Source organism: Mangrovibacter phragmitis (assembly GCF_040429585.1).
Lineage (GTDB): Bacteria > Pseudomonadota > Gammaproteobacteria > Enterobacterales > Enterobacteriaceae > Mangrovibacter > Mangrovibacter phragmitis.
In genome coordinates, this window is record NZ_CP134782.1 from 1456777 (window position 1) to 1481255 (window position 24479).

The following is a 24479-nucleotide window of genomic DNA, read 5'->3' on the forward strand; positions in this document are numbered from 1 at the left end:
AGCCGGGGAGTTCAAATTATACGTCCAGTGCCATGTTGCGAATCACGTAATGAAGTATGCCGCCATTACGGTAGTACTCGTGCTCATTACTGGTATCAATACGACACCGGCAGGCTACTACCTGTTGTTTTCCATCACGGGCAAAAGTTACGTTAACTGTACTGCCGGGGGCTATCTGACTTGCGTCTTCAATTGAGATTAACTCTTCCCCGGTAATCGCCAGGCTGGTACGCGTTTCACCCTCGGGAAATTCCAGTGGCAGAACCCCCATCCCAATCAAATTGGAACGGTGAATACGCTCAAATGACTCTGCAATGACCACTTTGACACCCAACAGCATCGGCCCTTTTGCCGCCCAGTCACGGCTGGATCCAGACCCATATTCTTTACCTGCAACCACCACCAGCGGAATCCCCTCCGCCTGGTAAGCCATTGCTGCATCATAGATAGGAAGAGTCTTATTGTCTGGTAAATGTCGTGTTATTCCCCCTTCTGTACCCGGGACCATTTCATTGCGAATACGAATATTCGCAAACGTACCACGCATCATGACTTCATGATTACCCCGGCGCGAACCATAGGAATTGAATTCCTCAGGCTGAACGCCATGCTGTTGCAGGTAAAGCCCGGCCGGGCTGTCTGGTTTTATATTTCCCGCGGGCGAGATATGGTCAGTCGTTACTGAATCGCCCAACACCGCAAGGATCCGGGCATTGACAACAGGTTCAGAGGGAGCTGGCGCCTTTTGCATGTTATCAAAAAAAGGTGGGCGCCTTATGTAGGTGGAATCTGCCTGCCATGGGTAGGTTTCACTACCAGCAACAGTAATGGCACGCCATGTGTCTGTACCGGTAAACACTTCTGCATATTCCTGTCTGAACAGGTGACTGGTAACCGCTGACACTGCCGCGGTAATTTGTTCACTACTGGGCCAAATGTCTTTCAGGTATACCGGTTTGCCATCTTGCCCATAACCCAATGGGTCATGATGCAGGTTACAGTTCATATTCCCGGCAAGTGCGTAGGCTACCACCAGCGGTGGTGAAGCCAGCCAGTTAGTTCTGACCAGCGGGTGAATTCTCCCTTCAAAGTTGCGGTTGCCTGAAAGCACTGCGCCTACGGTCAGGTCGCTGGCTTTAATTCCTTCTTCAATGGGTTGCGGGAGCGGCCCGGAGTTACCTATACAGGTTGTACAACCATAACCAACAAGATTAAACCCAAGCTTTTCAAGCCAGGGCATAAGCCCGGCAGACTGCAGATAATCTGTCACCACTTTAGAGCCTGGAGCCAAAGAGGCCTTAACCCAGGGAGCACGTTGCAACCCTTTCTCAACGGCATTTTTCGCCAGTAATCCGGCTGCTACCATAACACTGGGGTTTGATGTGTTAGTACAGGACGTGATTGCAGCAATCACAACGGCCCCATCTTCCAGTGTGAACGTGTCACCATTAAATGTGACCTCGGGAAGTGTATCAGTAGAAGTACTCTGGTTGACCGAAAGCTCACAAGCTTGTTTGAACACATCAGGCACGTCCTTCAGAGCAACACGGTCCTGTGGACGTTTAGGGCCGGCAAGGCTGGGTTCAACATCAGACAAATTAAGATGCAAAGTGGAGGTAAAGCGTGGTTCATCGCCTGCTTCCCGCCACAAACCCTGTGCCTTTGTATACTGCTCAACTAAAGCCACCTGCTCCTCATCACGCCCGGTAAGACGCAGGTAGTCAAGCGTGACATCATCCACCGGGAAATAGCCACAAGTGGCACCATATTCAGGTGCCATATTGGCAATAGTCGCACGGTCAGCCAGGGGAAGTTCACTCAGACCATCACCGTAAAACTCGACAAATTTACCCACCACACCATGTTTACGCAGCATCTGCGTCACAGTTAAAACCAGATCTGTCGCGGTAATACCTTCGGATAATTGCCCCTGCAATTCGAAACCAACTACATCCGGAATCAGCATGGATACGGGTTGACCCAGCATCGCCGCTTCAGCCTCAATACCACCCACTCCCCAGCCCAGGATCCCAAGGCCATTTATCATTGTGGTATGGGAGTCTGTCCCAACAAGAGAGTCCGGGAATGCATACCATTCCCCGTCATCATTCTGTTCAGACCAAACCGTTTTGCCAAGATACTCCAGGTTCACCTGGTGGCAGATACCGGTACCGGGAGGCACCACCCGGAAATGGTCAAATGCCTGCTGCCCCCAGCGTAGAAATGTGTAGCGCTCATGATTACGGGTCATTTCAAGCGCTACATTCTGTTCAAATGCGTGATTGTCGCCAAAATGGTCAACCATTACCGAGTGGTCAATCACCAGGTCAACATTCGACAAAGGGTTAACCTGGCGGGCCTGCCCACCTAACCGCGACACCGTTTCGCGCATCACTGCGAGATCCACCACAGCAGGCACACCCGTAAAATCCTGCATCAGAACACGCGTTGGCCGCCAGGCTATTTCACGCCCTGCATGCCCCCCAGAAAGCCAACTGACTAACGCGTTGATATCATTCTGCGTTACTGTTTTTTCATCATGAAAACGTAACAGGCTTTCCAACAGAATTTTTAGCGATTTTGGCAGCAAGGACAACTCTGTCCCAAGGTGACGAGCAGCCTCTGGAAGGCTGTAGTAGGTGTAACGACGGTGATTCAGGTCAAGTGTTGCTTTACAGGCTGCTCCTGTTATTAACGACATAGCGCCTCCTTAACGAACAAGTCCGGCATTCCCCTTTCAGCGTGGGGGATTTACCATTAAAGATAACACAAAATAATGGCAACATTTTTGCAACAGCACAAACAGGCACATAACGCGCTAAGACTGGCAGCAAGATTAATGCAGAAAATATTGCAAATAGAAATAGAGGCGGGTTATAGATGAAAAAGATGAGTCTTCAATTCAGTCAATTACAAATGTGATTAACATCTCGCTAATAAAAATACATACATTAATTTTATCCAGGTCGATCACATATAATCGTGGTTTTTTCTTAAAATAACCTTAAGCGAAAAGAGTAATTGACATACTACTAAGAGAGTATTGCTGTGTGTAGAGTGAATAAATAATCAATAAGAAACGTATATTACTTGTTTTTATGCAACCAGTGTTACGTGATGTGTAACAAGGTTAAAGACTGTCATCTTCATTAAGAAAACTATCAATAAATGCTTTTTGCTGCTGGCTCAATTCCCAGGATTCAGGGATTTCGCCTAACTCTTGTGTCCTGGCTTTAGCGGTTTTATCAATATGCGAGCCCGCAATGACCTCTTGAGAGGATGTGTTTTGTTGCATGCACATATTAATTATCACCAATATTTCAGGACTAAAAGGATTACCGCCACCCAGAACACAGCAGATACTGCAAAAGCTGCAAGCCACGCTTTACGCTTCGCAGAGACCGGACTACGTGGAGACTGTTTTCCTGATGACATTGCCGTCCTGATTACTTCTGTATCGCTAATCATTTTCATTTGGAACTACCGTAAATGCCGTGGATAACTAGGAGTAATCCTAAAGAATATTGGGCTTAATTTCCAGCAAATTTACCTTTATCTTCCAGTGAATAATTTAATCTTTTGACGTGAAATAAATAATTGAAGTCGGACTAATGCAAAAGTTTTAGTTTTTTTCTGATCGGTGTCGCATATTGGCGACATAACCCTTAGGTTGATTATGGTTTTTCTATTTATTATAAAATTTAGCGCGTTATTATTTTTATTTGACTTAAAGGGAGATAATGTCGGCACTTAAACTAAATTATTCATGCCGACAATAAAGATTATTTGGAAGGCAGTCTGATGTCTTTAAACATAGCTTCTATATCTTCATTTGAGCGTAATGCAACAGCAGTATCCACTACATCTCTCGTCAAATGAGGCGCGAAACGCTGAATAAAATCATACATATAACTACGTAAGAATGTACTGCGACGAAAGCCAATTTTAGTCGTACTGTGGCTGAAAATGCTGTTGGCTTCCAGTTTAACCAGGTCTGGATCAGAGACTGGATCTACTGCCATGCTGGCTATCACGCCAACACCAAGCCCCAGACGAACATAAGTTTTGATGACATCCGCATCTGTTGCCGTAAACACAATACGTGGTGTGAGCCCTGCCCGGTTAAATGCTGTATCCAGTTCAGACCTCCCGGTGAAACCGAAAGTATAAGTTACCAGCGGATATTGTGATAATTCTTCAATCGTTATCTCCTTCTTCCCGGCCAGAGGATGATCCGGTGTGACGACAACCGAGCGATTCCAGTGATAACAAGGCAGCATCACCAGGTCTTCATAGAGGTGAAGGGCCTCAGTGGCAATAGCAAAGTCTGCATTACCTTTAGAAACCGCCTCTGCAATCTGTGTGGGCGACCCCTGATGCATATGTAATGACACACGGGGATAACGCTCAATAAAACCTTTGATGACCTCCGGAAGCGCATAGCGTGCCTGTGTATGGGTTGTGGCAACATAAAGCGAGCCTTTATCAGGCCAGGTATGCTCACCGGCAACCGATTTAATGGCGTCCACTTTGGATAAAACTTCACGGGCGATGCGGATAATTTCCTGACCTGCCGGTGTTACCTGAGTCAGATGTTTACCGCTGCGGGAAAAGATCTGGACACCCAGTTCATCTTCCAGCATGCGAACTTGCTTACTGATGCCCGGCTGGGAGGTATAAAGCCCTTCAGCAGTGGAAGAGACGTTCAAATTATGATTTACGACTTCGACGATATAGCGCAATTGTTGTAATTTCATGTATCACTTCACTTCCCACGTATATGAGTTAGCAACCCACTCTCAACAGCTTATGGTCGCCGGGCTTAGCCAACTATATCACTTATACCCTGATTGTATAGATTTCAATGATTAATTACTTTCTGGTTATATCAGTGAGAAAGAAAACAATTCAGGCGGGTTGCTACTGAGCAGGAGTATTCACATGCATTATCCATGAAAAAACCGGGACAAGCCCGGTTTTGTGTTCATGCAAACAACATTATTTTTTAGCTTCCGCCCATTTTCCGTCAACATAAAACGCAGACCAGCCAGTCGCTTTTCCGTCTTTTTCAGAAGCGACATACTGCTGTTTCGTTTTACGACTGAAGCGAACAATGGTTGGATTCCCTTCAGCATCCTGTTGCGGTGCATCGGCAAGGTAGCGCAGTTTTTCCGGCAAACGGTCACGGAAACGATACAACTCAGCAACCTGAGGCGCTCGTGTCTCACGAGATTTAGGAAACGTATTCGCCGCAAGGAAAACCCCTGCTGCGCCGTCACGCAATACAAAGTATGCGTCGGATTTTTCACAAGGCAATTCCGGCAATGGTACCGGGTCTTCTTTTGGCGGAGCCACTTCGCCGTTGCGCAGGATCTTACGTGTATTCTTACATTCATCGTTGGTGCAGGCCATGTATTTACCAAAACGCCCCATTCTCAGATGCATTTCAGAGCCACATTTTTCACACTCAACAATCGGCCCATCATAACCCTTAATCCGGAACTCACCCTCTTCGATTTCGTAGCCATCGCAGCCCGGATTATTACCGCAGACATGCAGTTTCCGCTTCGGATCGATAAGGTAGCTGTCCATCGCTGTGCCACATTTTGGGCAACGGCGTTTGGCACGCAACGCATTGGTTTCGGCATCATCGCCTTCCAGTACGTTCAGCACTTCATTTTCAGGGACCAGGTTAATGGTTGTTTTACAACGCTCTTTCGGCGGCAGTGCATAACCGGAGCAACCGAGAAACACACCTGTGCTGGCGGTACGAATACCCATTTTACGACCACATGTTGGACAGTCGATACTGGTCAGGACCATCTGGTTTGGCAGCATCCCGCCATCGTCGGGATCTTTCTCAGCCTGTTCCAGTTGACGGGCAAAGTCGTCAAAAAAACTGTCCAGAACGCTGCGCCACTCTTTCTCATGGCTGGCAACCGCATCAAGCGAATCTTCCATTTGAGCAGTGAAATCATAGTTCATCAGCTCACGGAAGTTTTCTTCAAGACGATCTGTGACAATCTCACCCATTTTCTCCGCATAGAAACGGCGGTTCTCAACACGTACATAGCCACGATCCTGAATCGTAGAAATGATAGAGGCATAAGTAGACGGGCGCCCAATACCACGCTTTTCCAGCTCTTTTACCAGTGAGGCTTCACTGAAACGTGCCGGTGGTTTGGTGAAATGCTGCTCTGGCAGCAATTCAACAAGGCTAAGTTCTTCACCGGTTTCCACCGCAGGCAACGTCCGGTCTTCATCACCTTTGCGCAGTGCTGGCATAACTTTAGTCCAGCCATCAAAACGCAAAATACGCCCACGCGCTTTAAGACGGAAGTCACCCGCACTCACGGTTAACGTTGTTGAATCATATTTCGCCGGTGTCATCTGACAGGCCACAAACTGTCGCCAGATAAGCTGGTACAGACGCTGGGCATCCGATTCCATATCCTTAAGCGATTCAGAAACCACGTTTACATCGGAAGGTCGAATTGCTTCATGCGCTTCCTGAGAATTCTCTTTGCTCGCATACTGATTAGGACTTCCAGGGAGATACTGAGAACCGAAGTTATCACCAATATAGCCACGCACCATATTAACGGCATCCTGGCTGAGATTGGTAGAATCAGTACGCATATAGGTGATATGCCCGGCTTCGTAGAGGCGCTGGGCAAGCATCATCGTCTTCTTCACACCAAAGCCCAGACGAGTGCTGGCAGCCTGTTGCAACGTGGACGTGATATACGGTGCGCCCGGCTTACTGCTGGTCGGTTTATCTTCGCGTTCAGTGACAGTGTAACGTGCTTTTTCAAGCAAACTGACCGCAGCCATAGTTTGCTCACGGTTAACCGGCCTGAATGGCTTATCACCCTGGTGAGACACCTGTACCGGTAAACTTTCACCCTGAGCTGTCGTCAGCGAAGCACCCACTTCCCAGTACTCTTCAGGGACAAACGCTTTGATTTCACGCTCGCGTTCAACGACAAGACGTACCGCCACCGACTGAACCCGCCCGGCGGAAAGGCCTCGGGCAATTTTTTTCCACAGCAGTGGTGAAACCATATAACCTACAACACGGTCCATAAAACGCCGTGCCTGTTGCGCGTTTACCCGGTCGATGTTCAGCTCACCCGGCTTTTCAAATGCCTGGCGAATAGCATTCTTGGTGATTTCATTGAAAACCACCCGGCTGTAACGTTTGTCATCACCACCAATTACTTCCCGCAGGTGCCAGGCAATGGCTTCCCCTTCGCGGTCAAGGTCGGTTGCAAGATAGATATGATCAGCTTTTTCGGCCAGCGATTTCAGTTCAGAAACCACCTTCTCTTTGCCAGGCAGTACTTCATATTGCGCAGCCCAGTTATGCCAGGGGTCAACACCCATTCGATTAACCAGCGCACTCCGCTCATCTTTCTTCACCTTTTTCTTTGCAGGTGTCGCGGACGCAGCGTCAGCACTCTTTTTTGTTGAACCACTGGTCGGCAAATCACGGATATGGCCTACGCTGGATTTAACCACGTAGTTACTGCCAAGATATTTGTTTATCGTTTTGGCTTTTGCCGGGGACTCAACGATAACGAGAGCTTTGCCCATATTCACCTTTACCTTTTTGATTCTTCCAGGAATACGTCGCACCCTGATGCACCATCCACTGGCGACGAGCCTGTTGTATATTGCGGCTGTCTTCAGGGAGATCAACCCATTTCTTAACAACTGGCCGGTTTTTACCCGGCCACAGGTTGCTCTGACGCGTTTTTATGCAAAACGGCTGGTGCAACAGCATCCTGGCTGAATGTCAAGCAATTCCATTGCCAGATATGCGAAAGCGTCACACTCTACCTGATAAAATTCGTTACGCAACTTTAATTAGCATGCAAAATTAAATATTGCCAGTCACAACAAAAACTAACCAGATACCTGCCATGTTAACGAAATTTGCGCACAAGCCCTGTGCGGGCGTAGAATACCTGCAGTTTGTAAGGAGAAAAGTCATGCAAGGCAATACCCAACCTATCGACCGTGAAACCCTCTTACTTGAAGCCAATAAGCTTATCCGTGAACATGATGATTTCATCGCAGGAATAGAGGCCACAAACGTGGTGCAAAAAGGAAGCGTTCTGGTATTTCAGGGGGAGTATTATCTTGATGAACAAGGTCTGCCCACGCCTAAAACAACGGCAGTGTTCAATATGTTCAAATACCTCGCACACGTACTTTCAGAAAAATACCACCTGCAAAATTAACAGGTGAGGCCCGCAGGCCTCACTCAGTGAGTGCATCACGGCAGCGGGCTGCCACCGCGTTGCCACCAACGTAATAGCAGGCGGTCCGCACTTTCAGCAGCGGCTCCGGTCAGGCGCTGAACCATTTTCTTACGTTCAACATAGTGTAAGTTGATGACTTCGTAGTCTTTCATACGTTCCAGCAAAGCATCATCACTGGTTCCGATTTCATCAACCAGGCCTTTTTCTAACGCCTGAATACCAAACCAGTGCTCCCCGGTCGCCACAGCATCAACGTCCAGCGAAGGTCGCATGGAGTGCACAAAATCTTTGAATAATTTATGTGTTTCGTTCAGGTCTTCACGGAATTTTTGGCGCCCTTCTTCGGTATTTTCCCCCAGAACGGTCAGCGTGCGCTTGTACTGACCCGCTGTATGTAATTCCACATCAATATCATTGCGTTTGAGTAAACGGTTGATGTTCGGTATTTGTGCCACAACACCAATTGAGCCAATGATAGAAAACGGCGCAGCAATAATTCTGTCTGCCACACAGGCCATCATGTAACCACCGCTTGCCGCTACTTTATCTACCGCCACAGTCAGTGGAATTTTATGGGCACGCAGGCGTTGCAGTTGTGAAGCAGCCAGGCCATAACCATGCACCACACCGCCCGGGCTTTCCAGGCGCAACAACACCTCGTCTTTCGGTTTGGCAACCGACAGTACGGCGGTGATTTCCTCACGTAACGATGAAACTTCCTGTGCATCCATACTGCCTTTAAAATCCATAACCCACAGAACAGGCTTACCTGACGCGTCGAATTCACCTTGTTTCGCGCGCGCTTTTGCGGCTTTTGCCTCTTGTTTATGTTTCTTCTTCTGGGCTTTGTGCCACTGTTTTTGCTGATGCGAATCCATCATGGCCGCCGCCACTTCTTCTTTCATGTCATCGTATTGCTCCGACAACCGCGTCATGCGCAACTCACCGCGTTGCTGCCTTTTCCGCTGTGACAGATTAACGATAACAGTCACTACAACCACTATCGCGAGAACAATGGTCACAACTCTGGCCAAGAACAACCCATAGTTAGAGAGTAAATCCACTTCATCCGCCTTGATAATCAGTAATAAAGACAAGCAGGGCAACAGAAAACAGCCGCCTCTGCCTGTGCAACTATAAACGCAACCAGTGGAATATCCGAAATAATTTGCATGCCCCCGGTTACCCTGAAATAACTAAACTCTCTTTATGGCTGATTGAATTCGCCCGTTGTTTCAGGCATAAAGCCCGTTAGGTTTTTGAATACCTGAACCAACAAGTGGCACAGGAGTGTTTATGCATTATCAACCACAGCGCGATTTGTTACTTGGTCGAACCATTCTGGTGACTGGCGCAACTGATGGTATTGGCCGTGAAGCGGCACTCACTTACACCCGGTTCAGCGCAAAAGTTGTGTTGACCGGGCGCGACAGTGAAAAGCTACGCCAGACAGAAGCCGCTATCATCGCGGAAGGCGGCCAGGTCAGTGGCAGTTTTTTATTTGACCTCACCAGTGCCACCCCTGAACGTTGTCTGGAATTTGCCCGTCAGATAGAGCAGGTAACACCGTTACTCGATGGTGTTCTCCATAATGCTGGTGTGCTGGGCGATGTTGCACCAATGGTTGAACAAACAGCACAAACCTGGCAGCACGTCATGGATATAAATGTGAATGCCACCTTTTTCCTGACCCAGGCACTCCTCCCCTTATTACTCCGGTCAGATGCCGGCTCACTGGTTTTCACCAGTTCAAGTGTCGGGAGGCAGGGTCGGGCAAACTGGGGCGCTTACGCCGTATCAAAATTCGCCACAGAAGGCATGATGCAGGTGCTGGCCGATGAATATAAACACACCAGCCTGCGGGTGAACTGTATTAATCCAGGCGGTACACGCACTAAAATGCGGGCCAGTGCGTTCCCCCAGGAAGATCCAAATAAATTGAAAACCCCAGCAGACCTGATGCCTTTGTATCTTTGGCTGATGGGGGATGACAGCCGCCGTAAAACAGGCATGAGTTTTGATGCACAACCAAATCGCAAACCGGGGATTGCAGAATGAGTGATTCACGTTACCAGGAACGCCAACAACGCGTTAAAGAAAAAGTGGATGCCCGTGTTGCAGCCGCACAGTCAGTCCGGGGTATTGTTATGGTTTTCACTGGCAATGGTAAAGGGAAAACAACTGCCGCATTCGGTACAGCAACACGGGCTGTCGGGCATGGCAAAAAAGTGGGCGTTATTCAGTTTATTAAGGGACAGTGGCCGAACGGTGAGCGCAATCTCCTGGAGCCACACGGTGTAGAATTTCAGGTAATGGCAACAGGGTTTACCTGGGAAACACAGAATAAGGAAACGGATACACAAGCCTGCCTGGAAGTCTGGGTGCATGCTGAACGAATGCTGGCAGATGCGGCACTGGACCTCGTCGTACTGGATGAACTGACCTATATGGTGGCTTACGACTATTTACCTCTTGAGCGCGTTATGCAGGCTTTACAACAACGCCCTGAGCACCAAAGTGTTATCATTACAGGCCGGGGTTGCCACCGGGATATTCTGGAATATGCTGACACGGTTAGTGAGTTACGCCCGGTGAAACATGCATTTGATGCCGGGATTAAGGCACAACTGGGGATTGATTACTAAGCCCGGAGTTACACCTTTATACCTGGTGATCACAGGCAGTGCCATATGCACTACCTGTGGTTTGTGGTATCTGCACGACCAGGCCAACACGGGCTTCAACTGTATGCGGAGACAGCCCTTTCTCTGCCCTGCCATCTCTGTGCATGCCTGGTATCTTCCTAATTCACGGAAGTTTTTACACCACATGCCCGTTAGCTCCGCAACGACTATAAATACCTGAACAAAGTTATTCGGTAATTAACACCCAAACTCAAGATGCAATAACAAAGATAATTCCGTGCAAAGTGCCCGGTGGTTTATTAACAACATAAATGCAAATATTTAGTTTAATATAGCCGTGCAACAAAAAACGCGCCCCTGTAACCCAGCGGCGCGCCTTGAGAACAACCAGCGATTAACGGGAGGTATTGTTACGGCGACCGCCAGTCTGGCTGTGGCGCTTAACAGCGCGACGAATCTGGTTAGCTTTAGTGCGCCGGCGGTCTTTTTCCACCGCCACCTTGGTTTCCGTTTCAGCGGGTAATTCCACTAGCTGGCGCAAATAGTTAGTTTGCTTCAGATCCAGTTCAACCCAGCCCCCACGCGGCAACTGTTTCGGCAATGGAATATCGCCGTAACGCACACGAATCAGGCGGCTGACCTGCACCCCCACGGCTTCCCACAAACGGCGCACTTCACGGTTACGCCCTTCAGTCAGCGTTACATTGTACCACTGGTTCATGCCTTCACCGCCGGTGAAACGCAGGGTTTTAAAGGCTGCCGGGCCGTCTTCCAGTTGAACACCGCGTTGTAAATCGCGTAACTTGCTGTCGTCTACCTGCCCAAATACCCTGACAGCATATTCACGCTCAACTTCACGGCTGGGGTGCATCAAACGGTTTGCCAGTTCACCATCTGTTGTGAACAACAACAAACCACAAGTATTCACATCCAGACGCCCTACCGCAATCCAGCGCGCACCACGTAACTTTGGCAACCGGTCAAAAACAGTAGGACGGCCTTCCGGGTCACTGCGAGTACACAGTTCGCCTTCCGGTTTGTAATACGCCAGAACCCGGCAAATTTGTTGTGCGGATTCACGCAAAGAAACAAGATGCCCGTCGATGCGGACTTTCAATGCCAGGCTTACTTCAACACGGTCGCCCAGCGTGGCGATTTTACCGTCCACACTGACACGTCCTGCTGCAATCATGCCTTCAATTTCACGACGTGAGCCATGGCCCGCGTTCGCCAAAACTTTTTGTAACTTTTCGCTCATGGAGCTTCCTCGGGTGTCGCCTTCCCAGGCGTCTTTGATACCTGCAAACGCCTTACGCTATTTAATTGAGCTTAACGTAAGGCTGTTAAATTTGTCTGGAATATGTTTTGTCAATAAAAAAGCCACACATTCACCATTGTGGCCGCACATAGTACACGAAATTGTTGCCAAAAGCTTATGCCATAATATCCATGCTGTATAAGCGGTTATGTCTGTGCATATCAGGTTAAGCCGGGTTTATTGAAACGGGCGAACATCTCCGACACCTTCCCGGATAACAACCGGAGTATCATCAGTGAGATCAATCACAGTGGTCGGATGCTGGCCGAGATAACCGCCATGAATAATCAAATCTACCTGTTTTTCCAGTCTGTCTTTAATTTCATCGGGGTCTGACTCAGTAAATTCACTACCAGGCAGCATCAGCGAGGTAGACAGCATAGGTTCATTCAGTGCACCCAGTAACTCAATAGCAATAGGGTTGGAAGGCACCCTCAGGCCAATGGTTTTGCGTTTTTCTTGCAACAAACGTCGTGGTACATCTTTGGTGCCTTTAAGAATGAATGTGTAGTTGCCCGGAGTATTGTTTTTTATCAACCGAAAAGCCACGTTATCGACAAACGCGTATGTAGATAATTCCGACAGGTCCCGGCACATCAGGGTGAAGTTATGCCCTGAAGGTAACTGACGAATCCGGCAAATTCGTTCCATGGCATTTTTATCTTCCAACTGGCAACCCAAAGCATAACCAGAGTCTGTGGGATAAACGATAACACCGCCCTTTCTGATAATCTCGACGGCCTGATTGATTAACCGCAATTGCGGGTTTTCCGGATGGATATAGAAAAACTGACTCATACCTCATTTACTCCTTCATTGGCACCACTCCAGCCTGCCCAAACCGGCGTTACACCTGCGGGCAGCCACAGTTTCCGCCCTAACTCTATCCATGCACAAGGTTGATGAAAGTCGGAGCCTTGTGAGGCGAGTAAATCAAACTGGATAGCCAGTTCGGCCAGTTGCTTGCGTTCCTGTGGAGCCTGTTGGCATTGTGCCACTTCCATCCCGTCGCCACCTGCAGCGTGAAATTGCGCCAGTAAACGCTTCAACCACTTCATAGATAGCCGGTAGCGGCCTGGATGGGCTAATACCGCCTGCCCGCCAGAATGGTGAATCACATCAATAGCTTGTTCTATTGTACACCACTGTGGTGGGACATACCCGGTTTTCCCGCGTGCAAGATACTTTTTAAACACATCATTATGAGTACGGGCGACCCCACTTTCGACGAGGAAACGTGCAAAGTGGCCACGGGTCACTGCGCCGTCTCCAGCCAGGCGTCGGGCGCCAGCCAAAGCACCAGGAATATGATTTTTCTCAAGGCGCCCGGCAATCATTTCTGCCCGCAGGTTGCGCCGTTCACTTTGTTGAGCAAGAAATGCCATTAACTCTGGTGACTGGATATCAATACCCAGCCCCACAATATGGATCTCGTGGTTTTCCCACACCGTTGATATCTCTACACCAGCAATAAGCTGTAGATCCAAACCGGCATTGGCAATCGCCTGGCGTGCAACCAGGATCCCATTAATCGTGTCATGATCGGTTATTGCCAGCGTTCCTACGCGCATTTCGCTTGCCCGTAATACCAGCTCAGCCGGTGTTAATAATCCATCTGAAGCCGTGGTATGGCTGTGGAGATCATAAATATTGGCGTAGTTTGATTCTTGCAAGTGTGCTCCCTGTCCCCAGTCGTGCTTGTATGTCGGGCATCATACCGATTTCCTGACAATAATAAAAAATGATGCTTGACTTTCTCCTGATGAACCAGTTAACTAGTACGCAAGTTCACTGATGAGGTATCTGCAATGACACAGCTCATTTCCAACAACAGCAAATGGTGGCGCACTTCCTGATAACGGGCGGTGTAATACAGTTTGCTTCTGGCAAAACAGATACCACAGCCCGCACTAAGCGGGTTTTTTTTTGAACAAAATAATGAGAACGCACCATGCAAACAACCAAACCAGCTTTAACACTTCTCGCTCAGGAAGGGCCATATCGTGATAACCCGACCGCACTGTTTCACCAAATCTGCGGCGCCCGGCCTTCTTCTCTGTTACTTGAATCGGCAGATATTGCCAGCAAGAACGATTTAAAAAGCCTGCTGCTTGTCGACAGTGCCTTGCGCATCACTGCCTTCGAAAACGTGGTGACCATTAAAGCGTTATCAGCCAATGGCTGTGCATTATTAACCTTACTGGATAAAGCGTTACCAGCGGAAGTAGAGTCGGTAGCGCACCCTGACGGGCGTGAATTGCGTTTTCCAGAAGTCACCGCCGTGATGGATGAAGATGCCCGTCTGAAAGCATTATCTGTATTTGATGCGTTGCGCCTGATGCTGACACTGGTAAGTGTCCCACAAGATGAGCGCGAAGCCATGTTCTTTGGTGGTTTGTTTGCTTATGACCTGGTTGCCGGATTCGAAAATCTTCCGCATCTGCGCCAGGACCAACGCTGCCCCGACTACTGTTTTTACCTGGCGGAAACACTTCTGGTTATTGATCACCAAAAGAAATCAACGCGTATTCAGGCGAGCCTGTTTACTGACTCTGCGGCTGAACACCAACGGCTCACTCAACGCATCAGCCAGTTACAAAAGCAAATGCAGGAAGCGCCCCCCACTGTACCGGTACAAAAAATCGAGTCCATGGAATTGAGTTGTAACCAGAGCGACGATGCCTATGGTGCGGTAGTGAGCCAAATGCAGCAGGCAATTCGGGCCGGGGAAATTTTCCAGGTTGTCCCCTCACGCCGCTTCACACTACCTTGTCCTTCTTCCCTTGCGGCATATCAGACACTGAAGAAAAGCAACCCCAGTCCTTATATGTTCTTTATGCAGGATGAGGACTTCACGCTGTTTGGTGCTTCGCCTGAAAGCTCACTCAAATATGACGCGACAGACCGTCAGATTGAAATCTACCCCATTGCTGGTACCCGCCCCAGAGGGCGCAAAGCCGATGGCTCGCTGGATAATGATCTGGACAGCCGTATTGAGCTGGAAATGCGCACTGATCATAAAGAGCTGTCCGAGCACCTGATGCTGGTTGACCTTGCCCGTAACGATCTGGCCCGGATTTGTACTCCAGGGTCTCGCTATGTGGCTGACCTGACAAAAGTTGACCGCTATTCCTTTGTTATGCATCTGGTTTCCCGAGTCGTTGGCGAGTTGCGAGAAGATTTAGATGTGCTGCATGCCTATCGCGCCTGTATGAATATGGGCACACTGAGTGGCGCCCCAAAAGTACGCGCGATGCAATTAATTGCCGATGCCGAAGGCACCCGCCGAGGCAGCTATGGTGGTGCAGTTGGGTATTTCACCGCGCACGGCGATCTTGATACATGTATTGTGATTCGTTCCGCCTGGGTCGAAGACGGAATTGCTACCGTGCAGGCTGGTGCTGGTGTGGTGCTTGATTCCATTCCGCAATCTGAAGCCGATGAAACTCGTAATAAAGCACGCGCGGTGTTGCGCGCCATTGCTGCCGCACACCAGGCGAAGGAGATGTTCTGATGGCTGATATCTTACTACTTGATAACGTTGATTCATTTACCTACAACCTGGTTGACCAGTTGCGCGCAAACGGGCACCACGTTGTGATTTACCGTAACCAGGTACCCGCTGACACGATTATCGCCCGGCTGGCTGAACTCACTAATCCGATATTAATGCTTTCACCAGGACCTGGCGCACCGTCTGAAGCAGGCTGTATGCCAGAGCTGTTGCAACGGATGCGTGGTGAATTACCTATTATTGGTATCTGCCTTGGGCACCAGGCCATTGTCGAAGCTTATGGCGGCTATGTAGGCCAGGCGGGAGAAATTCTCCACGGTAAAGCCTCATCCATAGAACATGATGGTATGGCAATGTTTCATGACCTGCCAAATCCATTGCCGGTTGCCCGTTATCACTCACTGGTCGGTAGCAAAATACCCGCTACATTGACTGTCAGCGCCAGCTATGCAGGGATGGTCATGGCGGTGCGCCACGATACAGACCGTGTGTGCGGTTTCCAGTTTCATCCTGAATCTATTCTGACAACACAGGGCGCACGACTGCTGGAACAGACGCTGGCCTGGGCGCTCAGCAAATAAAGGAGCCTGACATGCAAACGATTCTTGAAAAACTTTTCCAGGCTCAGGTACTCAGCCAACAGGAAAGTCAGCAGTTATTCAGTGCGATTGTGCGCGGCGAACTGGAGCAAAGCCAACTGGCCGCCGCCCTGATAAGTATGAAAGTTCGTGGTGAGCACCCTGATGAAATCGCGGGTGCAGCCAATGCACTGCTGGATAATGCACAGCCATTTCCTCGCCCTGATTACCCCTTCGCAGATATCGTTGGGACAGGTGGTGATGGCAGTAACAGCATCAACATATCCACGGCCAGTGCATTTGTCGCTGCAGCTTGTGGGCTGAAGGTTGCTAAACATGGCAACCGGAGCGTATCGAGCCGTTCAGGTTCTTCTGATTTGCTGGCGGCTTTTGGTATTAAACTGGACATGACGGCTGAGGCATCACGCCAGTCACTGGATGAATTGGGCGTCTGTTTCCTGTTCGCGCCGCTTTACCACACAGGATTTCGCCATGCCATGCCAGTACGCCAGCAACTGAAAACACGCACACTGTTCAACGTGTTGGGGCCACTGATCAACCCGGCGCACCCACCACTGGCGCTGATTGGCGTGTACAGCCCTGAACTGGTTCTGCCTATTGCGGAAACTCTCAAAGTGCTGGGTTATCAACGTGCGGCAGTGGTACACAGCGGCGGAATGGATGAAGTGTCATTACATGCCGCAGTCCAGGTGGCTGAGCTGAAAGACGGTAAAGTAAGCAGTTATACACTACAGGCAAGTGACTTTGGGTTAACCCCTTATGCCAAAGAAGAGCTGTCCGGTGGCACACCAGAAGAAAACCGTGACATTCTGGCGCGTCTGTTACAAGGTAAAGGTACGGCTGCTCAAGAAGCGGCTGTTGCTGCCAATGTCGCACTTTTGATGCGGCTGTTTGGCGAAGAAGACCTCCGTGTTAACGCCAGTAAAGCACTGGCTGTATTGCGCAGTGGCGAGGCTTATCAGCGCGTTACTGCACTGGCTGCAAGAGGGTAAGAGATGGAAACCGTATTAGCAAAAATCGTCGCAGATAAGGCGATTTGGGTAGAACAACGCAAACAACAACAACCACTGACTTCATTCCAGAATGATATACAACCGAGTACGCGTGATTTTTACCATGCCCTTGCTGGCGCGAAAACTGCATTTATTCTGGAGTGTAAAAAGGCATCTCCATCAAAAGGACTGATTCGCGAAGATTTTGACCCTGTGGCTATCGCGGGCGTCTATAAGCATTATGCTTCAGCTATTTCAGTTCTGACTGATGAAAAATATTTCCAGGGTAACTTCGATTTTTTACCCCAGGTCAGCAGTGCCGTTACACAGCCAGTTCTGTGTAAAGATTTTATCATCGACCCATATCAGATTTATCTGGCTCGTTTTTATCAGGCTGATGCCTGCCTGTTAATGCTGTCTGTCCTCAATGACGAACAGTATCGTAGCCTGGCCGCAGTCGCGCACAGCTTAAATATGGGCGTTCTGACCGAAGTGAGTAATGAAGAGGAACTGGCGCGCGCCATTCATCTTGAGGCTCGGGTGGTGGGCATTAATAATCGCGACTTGCGTGACCTGTCCATTGACCTGAACCGTACAAGAACTCTCGCCCCACAACTGGGTAGTGGAGTGACAGTTATCAGCGAATCCGGCATTCATACCTATGCCCACATTCGCGAACTGAGCCATTATGCCAACGGTTTCCTGATTGGCTCCGCGCTGATGGGTGAAACAGACCTGAACACTGCTGTACGCCGGGTGTTACTGGGCGAAAATAAAGTATGTGGACTGACTCGTCCAGAGGATGCATCGGCGGCATACCGCGCGGGCGCTGTCTATGGCGGGTTGATTTTTGTATCAGGTTCGCCGCGTGCTGTCACCGCTGAACAGGCACGACTTGTCATGTCTGGCGCCCCTCTACGCTATGTCGGGGTGTTTCGCGACGAACCTGTAGATAAGCTCACTACGCTGGCTGCACAACTGAAACTTTCTGCTGTTCAGCTTCATGGTAACGAAAACCAGCAATATATTGATGCGTTGCATCAGGCCTTACCTGCTGACATTGCTATCTGGAAAGCATTGAGCGTTGGTGATTCGCTCCCAAAACGCCAGTTTGACCACATCACACGCTATGTTTTCGATAATGGTCAGGGTGGAACGGGGCACTCTTTTGACTGGTCACTGTTACAAGGCCAGGACCTGAGTAACGTGATGCTGGCCGGTGGGCTAAGTGCAGACAACTGCGTTGAAGCAGCCAAAGCAGGTTGTGTCGGTCTTGATTTTAACTCAGGGGTTGAATCTCAACCGGGCGTTAAAGATCACGAGAAGATTGCCGCTGCATTTCGCACCTTACGCGCCTACTAACGCCAGTGTTGCCCGAATGCATTCACCGGGAAGAGCCCGGTAGTTAAGGAATACAACAAACATGACAACTTTATTAAACCCGTATTTTGGTGAATTCGGCGGAATGTACGTTCCGCAAATACTGATGCCAGCATTACGCCAGCTTGAAGAAGCGTTTGTCAGTGCGCAAAGTGACCCTGAGTTCCAGGCGCAGTTTACTGATTTGCTGAAAAATTATGCCGGGCGCCCCACTGCCCTTACCCGCTGTCGTAATCTGACTGCGGGAACCAAAACCACTCTGTACCTTAAACGTGAAGATTTGCTGCATGGCGGCGCACATAAAACAAACCAGGTTCTGGGCCAGGCTCTGCTCGCCAAACGCATGGGCAAAACCGAAATCATTGCTGAGACAGGTGCCGGGCAACACGGTGTGGCATCCGCGCTCGCCAGTGCACTGCTTGGTCTGAAATGCCGAATCTATATGGGTGCAAAGGACGTTGAGCGCCAGGCTCCGAATGTTTTTCGTATGCGTTTAATGGGTGCTGAAGTTATCCCTGTCCATTCCGGGTCATCAACCCTCAAAGATGCCTGTAACGAAGCACTGCGTGACTGGTCTGGTAGTTATGAAACCGCACACTACATGCTGGGTACTGCCGCGGGCCCTCATCCTTATCCAACTATTGTCCGCGAATACCAGCGCATGATTGGCGAAGAAACCCGGGCGCAAATTCTTGAAAAAGAAGGTCGCCTGCCAGATGCCGTTATCGCCTGTGTAGGTGGTGGTTCCAACGCCATTGGTATGTTTGCAGATTTTATTGACGAAACCAGTGTCAGCCTGATTGGTGTTGAGCCTGCCGGCCATGGTATCGAAACAGGTGAACATGGTGCGCCACTCAAACACGGGCGAGTGGGCATCTATTTCGGTATGAAATCACCGATGATGCAAACGGATGAAGGGCAAATTGAAGAGTCATACTCTATTTCTGCCGGGCTGGACTTCCCGTCAGTTGGGCCGCAGCATGCATTTCTTAACAGCACTGGCCGCGCAGATTATGTCTCTATTACTGACGATGAAGCGCTGGACGCGTTTAAAGAGCTGAGCCGTCATGAAGGCATTATCCCGGCACTGGAATCGTCACATGCACTGGCATGGGCGCTCAAAATGATCAAACAAAACCCGGATAAAGAACAATTACTGGTTGTTAACTTGTCAGGCCGCGGGGATAAAGACATTTTCACGGTTCACGATATTCTGAAATCCCGGGGGGAAATTTGATGGAACGCTATGATACGCTTTTTTCAACATTGAAATCCCGCAACGAAGGCGCATTTGTTCCCTTTGTTACCCTGGGAGACCCGGGTGTTGAGCAGTCACTCAAGATTATCGACACACTGGTTGAAGCGGGTGCTGATGCACTTGAGTTAGGTATTCCTTTTTCTGATCCTCTGGCCGATGGCCCCACGATTCAGGGTGCGGCTTTGCGCGCATTTGCGGCAAACGTCACCCCGACCCAGTGTTTTGAAATGCTGGCAATGATTCGCCAAAAACACCCGGATATTCCAATTGGGTTACTGATGTATGCCAACCTGGTTTATAGCCGTGGTATTGATAACTTCTATGCGCGTTGTGAAGAAGTGGGCGTCGATTCGGTCCTGGTTGCAGATGTTCCTGTTGAAGAGTCCGCGCCATTTCGTCAGGCGGCATTGCGCCACAATATCGCGCCTATTTTTATCTGTCCCCCCAATGCTGATGATGACCTGCTACGCCAGATAGCCTCCTACGGGCGTGGTTATACCTACCTGTTGTCCCGCGCTGGTGTTACCGGGGCGGAACAACGTGCCAGCCTGCCCATACACCATTTGGTGGAAAAACTGGCTGAATACCATGCCGTACCACCTCTGCAAGGCTTTGGTATTTCCGAACCATCTCAGGTGACAGATGCCATCAATGCAGGTGCTGCTGGCGCTATTTCCGGGTCTGCTGTGGTGAAGATAATTGAAAAACACCTGGATAAACCTGTGGAAATGCTCAAGGCGCTGAGTGAGTTTGTTACAGTGATGAAAGCCGCAACACGCAGTTAATCAATTCACTACGCCCATTCGAGTGCGTTCAGCATGATGTAAAAAGGTTCAAGACAATAAAACACCAGCCTGGAAGGTATCAGGCTGGTGTTTTTGTTTGGTACCTTGATAAAAACAGCATGCCGTGAACACTTGCTGCACTCTATTTTTGTAATGTGGAGGGAACGCCCTTCCACAAAGTCAGCCAGCGGTGTGCTGTCAGAAACGGTAGCCCGCAGAGAACATAAATACCCACGGGTCGATGCGTGTTTTAATGCTTTCTTGCTGGTCACCTGCTTTAAATTTCACAGTGGTGTCAATATCCATATACCAAACAGACATATTCACCAACCAGTTTTTGTTAATCAGGTAATCCACCCCTGCCTGCCCTGCAAGGCCCCAGGAATCTTTCAGGCTCAGGTCAGATAACCCGTCATCCTTACCTGTTTGGTTAAATTTATTATTGAAGAACGTGGTGTAGTTCACCCCGGCACCAAGATAAGGGCGCAGCTTGCTTTGCCTGTCACCGAAGTACCATTGAGCCATCAATGTAGGTGGCAGTTGGTGTACGGTTGCTATAGTGCCTGTCGGCGCAAGACCAACTTTGTGGCGAAAAGGCGTCGCGGCAAGCAATTCAATCCCCACGTTGTCAGTCGCCATATAGGTAAATGTCATACCCAGTTGCGTGTTGTTACTGACATTAAAGCCACCCAACCCGAGTACGTTATCTGACCCTGAGGTTGGACGAACAGTGGCGCTACCAGCTCGGACGAAGAATTCGCCCGCTTCATGTGCGCTCACCATTCCGGAAAAACAACTCAATGCCAGTAGTGCCACTGTTAACTTTTTCATACCCATATCCTTTGTAAGTTTTTATCAGCGGCCTGACTATACCTTCACATTTTCCTTTTTTGATCCAACATTGGTCACACTTTGTCAGATATTTCGACATTCATTGATCCATGTTAATTTGCATCTATTCCGTTAAAAACAATGAATTTGTTTTGGATCAATTTTCATATGATTCAGGCAAACTACTGTGTAACCCGCTTGTTACCAGCGGGTTTATACAGTAATTATGAAGTCAGGACAGGATAAACAGACGCCAACTTACCCACAAAATGTTCCGACAACATTCCTTTACAGGGGATGTGACTGACATCCCACCTTGAGCGGTGTACAATCGCCAGCATTTTCATCCTGACACCAACTCAAGGAGAGTGCATGACAATCACGGCAGGTTCTGTTTACCGTGACACAGGTAATTTTTTCCGTAATCAGTTTGTCTCCATCCTTCTGATTGCCCTGCTTTGCGCATTTGTTGCTGTAGCATTAGGGCATGCGTTTTACCCTAATGAAGACCAGATGGCGGCAATGTTACAGGGTGATAATCTTAAGGGTAGCCAGGGGTTTTTCGAGCTGATTCAGAATATGACACCTGAGCAGCAACAAACGCTGTTAAAAGCATCTGCAGCAACGACGTTTTCAGGTCTGATTGCTAATGCCATTCTTGCCGCCAGTTTGCTGACTCTGGTGAAACTGGTTTCAGCCGGGCAGCGCGTCAGTGCCTTGCATGCAATTGGCCTTTCTGCTCCTTTAATGCCACGGATGCTCGTGTTGATTTTTATCACCACATTCGCTGTGCAGATTGGGATTATGGCGATTATTGTTCCGGGTGTTATTCTCGCGATTGTTCTGTCTATGGCTCCGGTACACCTGGTTGAGGATAAAACAGGTATCTTTGCGGCATTACGTTCCAGTAGCCGTCTGTGCTGGGCAAATATGCGCCTGGTTGCCCCCGCGATTATTGGCTGGCTGGTTGCCAAAACAGCACTGTTGCTGTTTTCCAGCACGTTTGCAGCCTTGACGCCAACCGGTGGTGCTATTACCGTCAATACTATCAGTAATCTGCTCTCGGCATTGTTGCTTATTTACCTGTACCGCCTGTACATGCTGATCCGTCAGTAAGTCTTCAACCGGCCTGCCATGTGGCAGGTCATTTTCGATTACGGAAGCCTTTATGAAGCAGTTCCTTGATTTTCTTCCCCTGATTGTCTTTTTTGCTTTTTATAAGCTGTATGACATTTATGTCGCATCAGGTGCATTGATTGCCGCAACAGCACTCGCTCTGGTTTACAGTTGGTATAAGTTTCGCAAGCTTGAGAAAATGACACTGGTCACCTTCATCCTGGTTGCCGTGTTTGGTGGGTTAACTATCGCTTTTCACAACGTTGAGTTTATCAAGTGGAAAGTAACCGTTATTTATGTACTGTTTGCCGGGGCGCTTCTGGTCAGCCAGTGGGTAATGAACAGACCACTGATCCAGAGCATGTTAGGTAAAGAGCTGACGTTGCCTCAGGTGGTTTGGAAACGGCTTAATTATGCCTGGGCGTTGTTTTTCATCCTGTGCGGGTTGGCGAATATTTATATCGCCTTTTGGTTACCTGAAAATGTCTGGGTTAACTTTAAAGTATTTGGTCTGACCGCACTGACCCTGGTATTCACATTATTAAGTGGCCTCTATATTTACCGCCATATGCCACACGAAGAGAATTAGTACCGCTGGCGCCAGCATGGCGCCATCAACAAATCAACAAATCAACAAATCAACTACAAGGCCAGGCCCCGCTGCGCTTTTGCTGGATGTAAAGACTTCAAATACAAAAAACCACCGCATTGCAGTGGTTTCAGTAGCAGGCAACATGGATGAATCACTAAACAGTGCGTTGTCTGTAGCAACTCTTCCCCCTTTGCCTTGTGTGATAAGCCCTTCTCGCTTAACTACAGCATGTATAACACTACAGCAAAGCGCGAACTGGAAAATTAGTGAATACCCAACCGGTGAGCAAATACAATTTCTTCCTGCAATTCGATGTAAGAAAGCTCCATCAGGTCAGCAAACTCAAGTTGCAGTTGTTTAAAACGTTTAAGAAATTGTGCAGGAGTTAAATTTTCTTTTTCCCGACGAAGATATTCAAAAGCCAGAACGGTGGGGCTTAGCTCGTTTTCCATATAAACCTCAGTAAATGTGACAACCGGTAAATAATATCACAAAGAGCACAAAAAACAACCAATCAGAATGGTGGAATACTCTGGATAACTGAGCCAAAAAAATGATAACAGCATGATTATTATATTATTTTAATAACATTAGCCAGACTACACTGTCAATTAACAGGTACACAGCTCACACAAATACATTTTGTTCCCACCAGCAGCTTATGGTTTTCTCCCCTGCGCCGATAATTATCCTGATAACCCAGGAAACATAACTATGAATGCGGATATTTTCAAAGACCAGTTACCCAATTCAGACAGAGCTGAGCAATATCAGTGGGTTGACGGCAACAAAGAAACTAATGCTCTGATTGCTATCGCCGCAGAATTTATCGCTGAAGAACTCACAGTAGCATGGTTTCGCATCCGTCTGGTATGCCATCGGGAGTGTGACAATGAAGGTAAAAACATGTTCTCTGCATCATTGACTTACATGGCCACAGAACAGGACGATTATCATACATGGTGCGGTCTCGATTGCCTTAATGCAATGCGTTGCATTACTGAAGTTCTGAAAGGGAAAAACTGGAATGAGGCAGTGTTGTTTATTACCCAGCATAAAGGTATCTCATTTTACTGGCGAAGCCCGGTAGCATAAGGTGACAAATCCAGAAGCAATCCTTCTGGGTTGTTTCCCGGTTTTCACGCTACAATGTCCTGCACACCCTGAACTGCCTCAGGGACA

Annotated in this window: 22 protein-coding genes, 1 pseudogene and 1 other annotated feature; of the genes and pseudogenes, 11 read left to right on the forward strand and 12 right to left on the reverse strand. The window is 48.8% G+C overall.

The features are described 5' to 3' along the window. Positions 1-16: 16 nt before the first annotated feature. From acnA to MPHASIOC01_RS06915, 6 genes are all read right to left on the reverse strand, one after another. The gene (acnA, locus tag MPHASIOC01_RS06890) at positions 17-2701 is read right to left on the reverse strand and encodes an aconitate hydratase AcnA (protein ID WP_353614249.1); all 2685 of its coding nucleotides are present in this window, start codon (positions 2699-2701) and stop codon (positions 17-19) included. A 429-nt stretch (positions 2702-3130) separates the two neighbouring features. After that, entirely contained in the window at positions 3131-3301 is a 171-nt protein-coding gene (locus tag MPHASIOC01_RS06895) for a hypothetical protein (RefSeq protein WP_156518965.1), read from the reverse strand. An 8-nt stretch (positions 3302-3309) separates the two neighbouring features. Further along, positions 3310-3474: a YmiA family putative membrane protein gene (locus MPHASIOC01_RS06900; protein WP_331710024.1), complete on the reverse strand. Its 165-nt coding sequence runs from the start codon at positions 3472-3474 to the stop codon at positions 3310-3312. Between the two features lie 308 nt (positions 3475-3782). Next, positions 3783-4757, reverse strand: coding sequence for an HTH-type transcriptional regulator CysB (gene cysB / locus MPHASIOC01_RS06905; protein ID WP_064593900.1), 975 nt, complete (start codon positions 4755-4757; stop codon positions 3783-3785). Positions 4758-4998: 241 nt separating this feature from the next. Next, entirely contained in the window at positions 4999-7596 is a 2598-nt protein-coding gene (topA, locus tag MPHASIOC01_RS06910) for a type I DNA topoisomerase (protein WP_064593902.1), read from the reverse strand. Then, positions 7571-7780: a hypothetical protein gene (locus tag MPHASIOC01_RS06915; RefSeq protein WP_156518966.1), complete on the reverse strand. Its 210-nt coding sequence runs from the start codon at positions 7778-7780 to the stop codon at positions 7571-7573. Before MPHASIOC01_RS06915 ends, topA begins: the two co-directional genes overlap by 26 nt. Positions 7781-7994: 214 nt before the next feature. Here MPHASIOC01_RS06915 and MPHASIOC01_RS06920 point away from each other — a divergent pair, with 214 nt between their 5' ends. Further along, positions 7995-8246, forward strand: a complete 252-nt coding sequence (locus MPHASIOC01_RS06920; protein WP_064593904.1) for a YciN family protein — start codon at positions 7995-7997, stop codon at positions 8244-8246. 35 nt (positions 8247-8281) lie between these two features. On the opposite strand, the gene sohB is transcribed toward MPHASIOC01_RS06920, so the two are convergent. After that, on the reverse strand, positions 8282-9331 hold the full coding sequence (gene sohB / locus MPHASIOC01_RS06925) for a protease SohB (RefSeq protein ID WP_064595442.1): 1050 nt from the start codon (positions 9329-9331) through the stop codon (positions 8282-8284). Positions 9332-9563: 232 nt separating this feature from the next. Here sohB and MPHASIOC01_RS06930 point away from each other — a divergent pair, with 232 nt between their 5' ends. Continuing rightward, positions 9564-10325 (forward strand): YciK family oxidoreductase, encoded by a 762-nt coding sequence (locus tag MPHASIOC01_RS06930; protein WP_353614250.1) that lies wholly within the window; start codon positions 9564-9566, stop codon positions 10323-10325. After that, positions 10322-10912, forward strand: a complete 591-nt coding sequence (gene cobO / locus MPHASIOC01_RS06935; RefSeq protein WP_064593909.1) for a cob(I)yrinic acid a,c-diamide adenosyltransferase — start codon at positions 10322-10324, stop codon at positions 10910-10912. Before MPHASIOC01_RS06930 ends, cobO begins: the two co-directional genes overlap by 4 nt. Positions 10913-11306: 394 nt before the next feature. Here the strand turns inward: cobO and rluB are convergent, their stop codons facing one another. From rluB to MPHASIOC01_RS06950, 3 genes are all read right to left on the reverse strand, one after another. Continuing rightward, entirely contained in the window at positions 11307-12170 is an 864-nt protein-coding gene (gene rluB / locus MPHASIOC01_RS06940) for a 23S rRNA pseudouridine(2605) synthase RluB (protein ID WP_036105425.1), read from the reverse strand. A gap of 237 nt (positions 12171-12407) precedes the next feature. Next, positions 12408-13028 (reverse strand): L-threonylcarbamoyladenylate synthase, encoded by a 621-nt coding sequence (locus MPHASIOC01_RS06945; protein WP_064593913.1) that lies wholly within the window; start codon positions 13026-13028, stop codon positions 12408-12410. After that, positions 13025-13903 (reverse strand): RNase RNM, encoded by an 879-nt coding sequence (locus MPHASIOC01_RS06950; RefSeq protein ID WP_353614251.1) that lies wholly within the window; start codon positions 13901-13903, stop codon positions 13025-13027. The genes MPHASIOC01_RS06945 and MPHASIOC01_RS06950 overlap by 4 nt, the downstream gene beginning before the upstream one ends. A 159-nt stretch (positions 13904-14062) precedes the next feature. Further along, positions 14063-14158, forward strand: a sequence feature (Trp leader region). Positions 14159-14181: 23 nt separating this feature from the next. Here MPHASIOC01_RS06950 and MPHASIOC01_RS06955 point away from each other — a divergent pair. From MPHASIOC01_RS06955 to trpA, 5 genes and pseudogenes are all read left to right on the forward strand, one after another. After that, positions 14182-15744 carry an anthranilate synthase component 1 gene (locus MPHASIOC01_RS06955; protein ID WP_353614252.1) on the forward strand — a complete coding sequence of 521 codons (1563 nt, stop codon included), beginning with the start codon at positions 14182-14184 and terminating at the stop codon, positions 15742-15744. Then, positions 15744-17335, forward strand: a pseudogene (gene trpD, locus MPHASIOC01_RS06960) (bifunctional anthranilate synthase glutamate amidotransferase component TrpG/anthranilate phosphoribosyltransferase TrpD). Before MPHASIOC01_RS06955 ends, trpD begins: the two are co-directional and overlap by 1 nt. Positions 17336-17338: 3 nt before the next feature. Next, positions 17339-18697 carry a bifunctional indole-3-glycerol-phosphate synthase TrpC/phosphoribosylanthranilate isomerase TrpF gene (trpCF, locus tag MPHASIOC01_RS06965; RefSeq protein ID WP_353614253.1) on the forward strand — a complete coding sequence of 453 codons (1359 nt, stop codon included), beginning with the start codon at positions 17339-17341 and terminating at the stop codon, positions 18695-18697. A 61-nt stretch (positions 18698-18758) separates the two neighbouring features. Continuing rightward, the gene (gene trpB / locus MPHASIOC01_RS06970; protein ID WP_353614254.1) at positions 18759-19952 is read left to right on the forward strand and encodes a tryptophan synthase subunit beta; all 1194 of its coding nucleotides are present in this window, start codon (positions 18759-18761) and stop codon (positions 19950-19952) included. Beyond that, the gene (trpA, locus tag MPHASIOC01_RS06975; protein WP_353614255.1) at positions 19952-20758 is read left to right on the forward strand and encodes a tryptophan synthase subunit alpha; all 807 of its coding nucleotides are present in this window, start codon (positions 19952-19954) and stop codon (positions 20756-20758) included. Before trpB ends, trpA begins: the two co-directional genes overlap by 1 nt. A gap of 198 nt (positions 20759-20956) precedes the next feature. Here the strand turns inward: trpA and ompW are convergent, their stop codons facing one another. Then, the gene (gene ompW, locus MPHASIOC01_RS06980; RefSeq protein ID WP_064593932.1) at positions 20957-21589 is read right to left on the reverse strand and encodes an outer membrane protein OmpW; all 633 of its coding nucleotides are present in this window, start codon (positions 21587-21589) and stop codon (positions 20957-20959) included. A 372-nt stretch (positions 21590-21961) separates the two neighbouring features. Here ompW and MPHASIOC01_RS06985 point away from each other — a divergent pair, with 372 nt between their 5' ends. Both MPHASIOC01_RS06985 and MPHASIOC01_RS06990 read left to right on the forward strand, forming a co-directional pair. Next, on the forward strand, positions 21962-22705 hold the full coding sequence (locus tag MPHASIOC01_RS06985; RefSeq protein ID WP_064593933.1) for a YciC family protein: 744 nt from the start codon (positions 21962-21964) through the stop codon (positions 22703-22705). 52 nt (positions 22706-22757) lie between these two features. Beyond that, complete coding sequence (locus tag MPHASIOC01_RS06990) at positions 22758-23294, forward strand: septation protein A (RefSeq protein ID WP_064593934.1); 537 nt, start codon at positions 22758-22760, stop codon at positions 23292-23294. A gap of 266 nt (positions 23295-23560) precedes the next feature. Here the strand turns inward: MPHASIOC01_RS06990 and MPHASIOC01_RS06995 are convergent, their stop codons facing one another. Next, positions 23561-23749, reverse strand: coding sequence for a YdiH family protein (locus MPHASIOC01_RS06995; RefSeq protein ID WP_036105367.1), 189 nt, complete (start codon positions 23747-23749; stop codon positions 23561-23563). Between the two features lie 262 nt (positions 23750-24011). Between MPHASIOC01_RS06995 and MPHASIOC01_RS07000 the strand changes: the two genes are divergently transcribed. After that, a complete protein-coding gene (locus MPHASIOC01_RS07000) occupies positions 24012-24392 on the forward strand; it encodes a hypothetical protein (RefSeq protein WP_064593936.1) in 381 nt (126 codons plus the stop codon). Positions 24393-24479 lie beyond the last annotated feature (87 nt).

Bases quoted from the DNA above. Each gene is read 5' to 3' on its own strand.
- topA (WP_064593902.1), bottom strand. From the start codon at position 7,596: ATGGGCAAAGCTCTCGTTATCGTTGAGTCCCCGGCAAAAGCCAAAACG.
- MPHASIOC01_RS06945 (WP_064593913.1), bottom strand. From the start codon at position 13,028: ATGAGTCAGTTTTTCTATATCCATCCGGAAAACCCGCAATTGCGGTTA.
- cysB (WP_064593900.1), bottom strand. From the start codon at position 4,757: ATGAAATTACAACAATTGCGCTATATCGTCGAAGTCGTAAATCATAAT.
- MPHASIOC01_RS06900 (WP_331710024.1), bottom strand. From the start codon at position 3,474: ATGAAAATGATTAGCGATACAGAAGTAATCAGGACGGCAATGTCATCA.
- trpCF (WP_353614253.1), top strand. From the start codon at position 17,339: ATGGAAACCGTATTAGCAAAAATCGTCGCAGATAAGGCGATTTGGGTA.
- MPHASIOC01_RS06930 (WP_353614250.1), top strand. From the start codon at position 9,564: ATGCATTATCAACCACAGCGCGATTTGTTACTTGGTCGAACCATTCTG.
- rluB (WP_036105425.1), bottom strand. From the start codon at position 12,170: ATGAGCGAAAAGTTACAAAAAGTTTTGGCGAACGCGGGCCATGGCTCA.
- ompW (WP_064593932.1), bottom strand. From the start codon at position 21,589: ATGAAAAAGTTAACAGTGGCACTACTGGCATTGAGTTGTTTTTCCGGA.
- trpB (WP_353614254.1), top strand. From the start codon at position 18,759: ATGACAACTTTATTAAACCCGTATTTTGGTGAATTCGGCGGAATGTAC.
- MPHASIOC01_RS06920 (WP_064593904.1), top strand. From the start codon at position 7,995: ATGCAAGGCAATACCCAACCTATCGACCGTGAAACCCTCTTACTTGAA.
- MPHASIOC01_RS06995 (WP_036105367.1), bottom strand. From the start codon at position 23,749: ATGGAAAACGAGCTAAGCCCCACCGTTCTGGCTTTTGAATATCTTCGT.
- MPHASIOC01_RS06955 (WP_353614252.1), top strand. From the start codon at position 14,182: ATGCAAACAACCAAACCAGCTTTAACACTTCTCGCTCAGGAAGGGCCA.
- MPHASIOC01_RS06985 (WP_064593933.1), top strand. From the start codon at position 21,962: ATGACAATCACGGCAGGTTCTGTTTACCGTGACACAGGTAATTTTTTC.
- trpA (WP_353614255.1), top strand. From the start codon at position 19,952: ATGGAACGCTATGATACGCTTTTTTCAACATTGAAATCCCGCAACGAA.
- MPHASIOC01_RS06895 (WP_156518965.1), bottom strand. From the start codon at position 3,301: ATGTGCATGCAACAAAACACATCCTCTCAAGAGGTCATTGCGGGCTCG.
- cobO (WP_064593909.1), top strand. From the start codon at position 10,322: ATGAGTGATTCACGTTACCAGGAACGCCAACAACGCGTTAAAGAAAAA.
- MPHASIOC01_RS06990 (WP_064593934.1), top strand. From the start codon at position 22,758: ATGAAGCAGTTCCTTGATTTTCTTCCCCTGATTGTCTTTTTTGCTTTT.
- MPHASIOC01_RS07000 (WP_064593936.1), top strand. From the start codon at position 24,012: ATGAATGCGGATATTTTCAAAGACCAGTTACCCAATTCAGACAGAGCT.
- acnA (WP_353614249.1), bottom strand. From the start codon at position 2,701: ATGTCGTTAATAACAGGAGCAGCCTGTAAAGCAACACTTGACCTGAAT.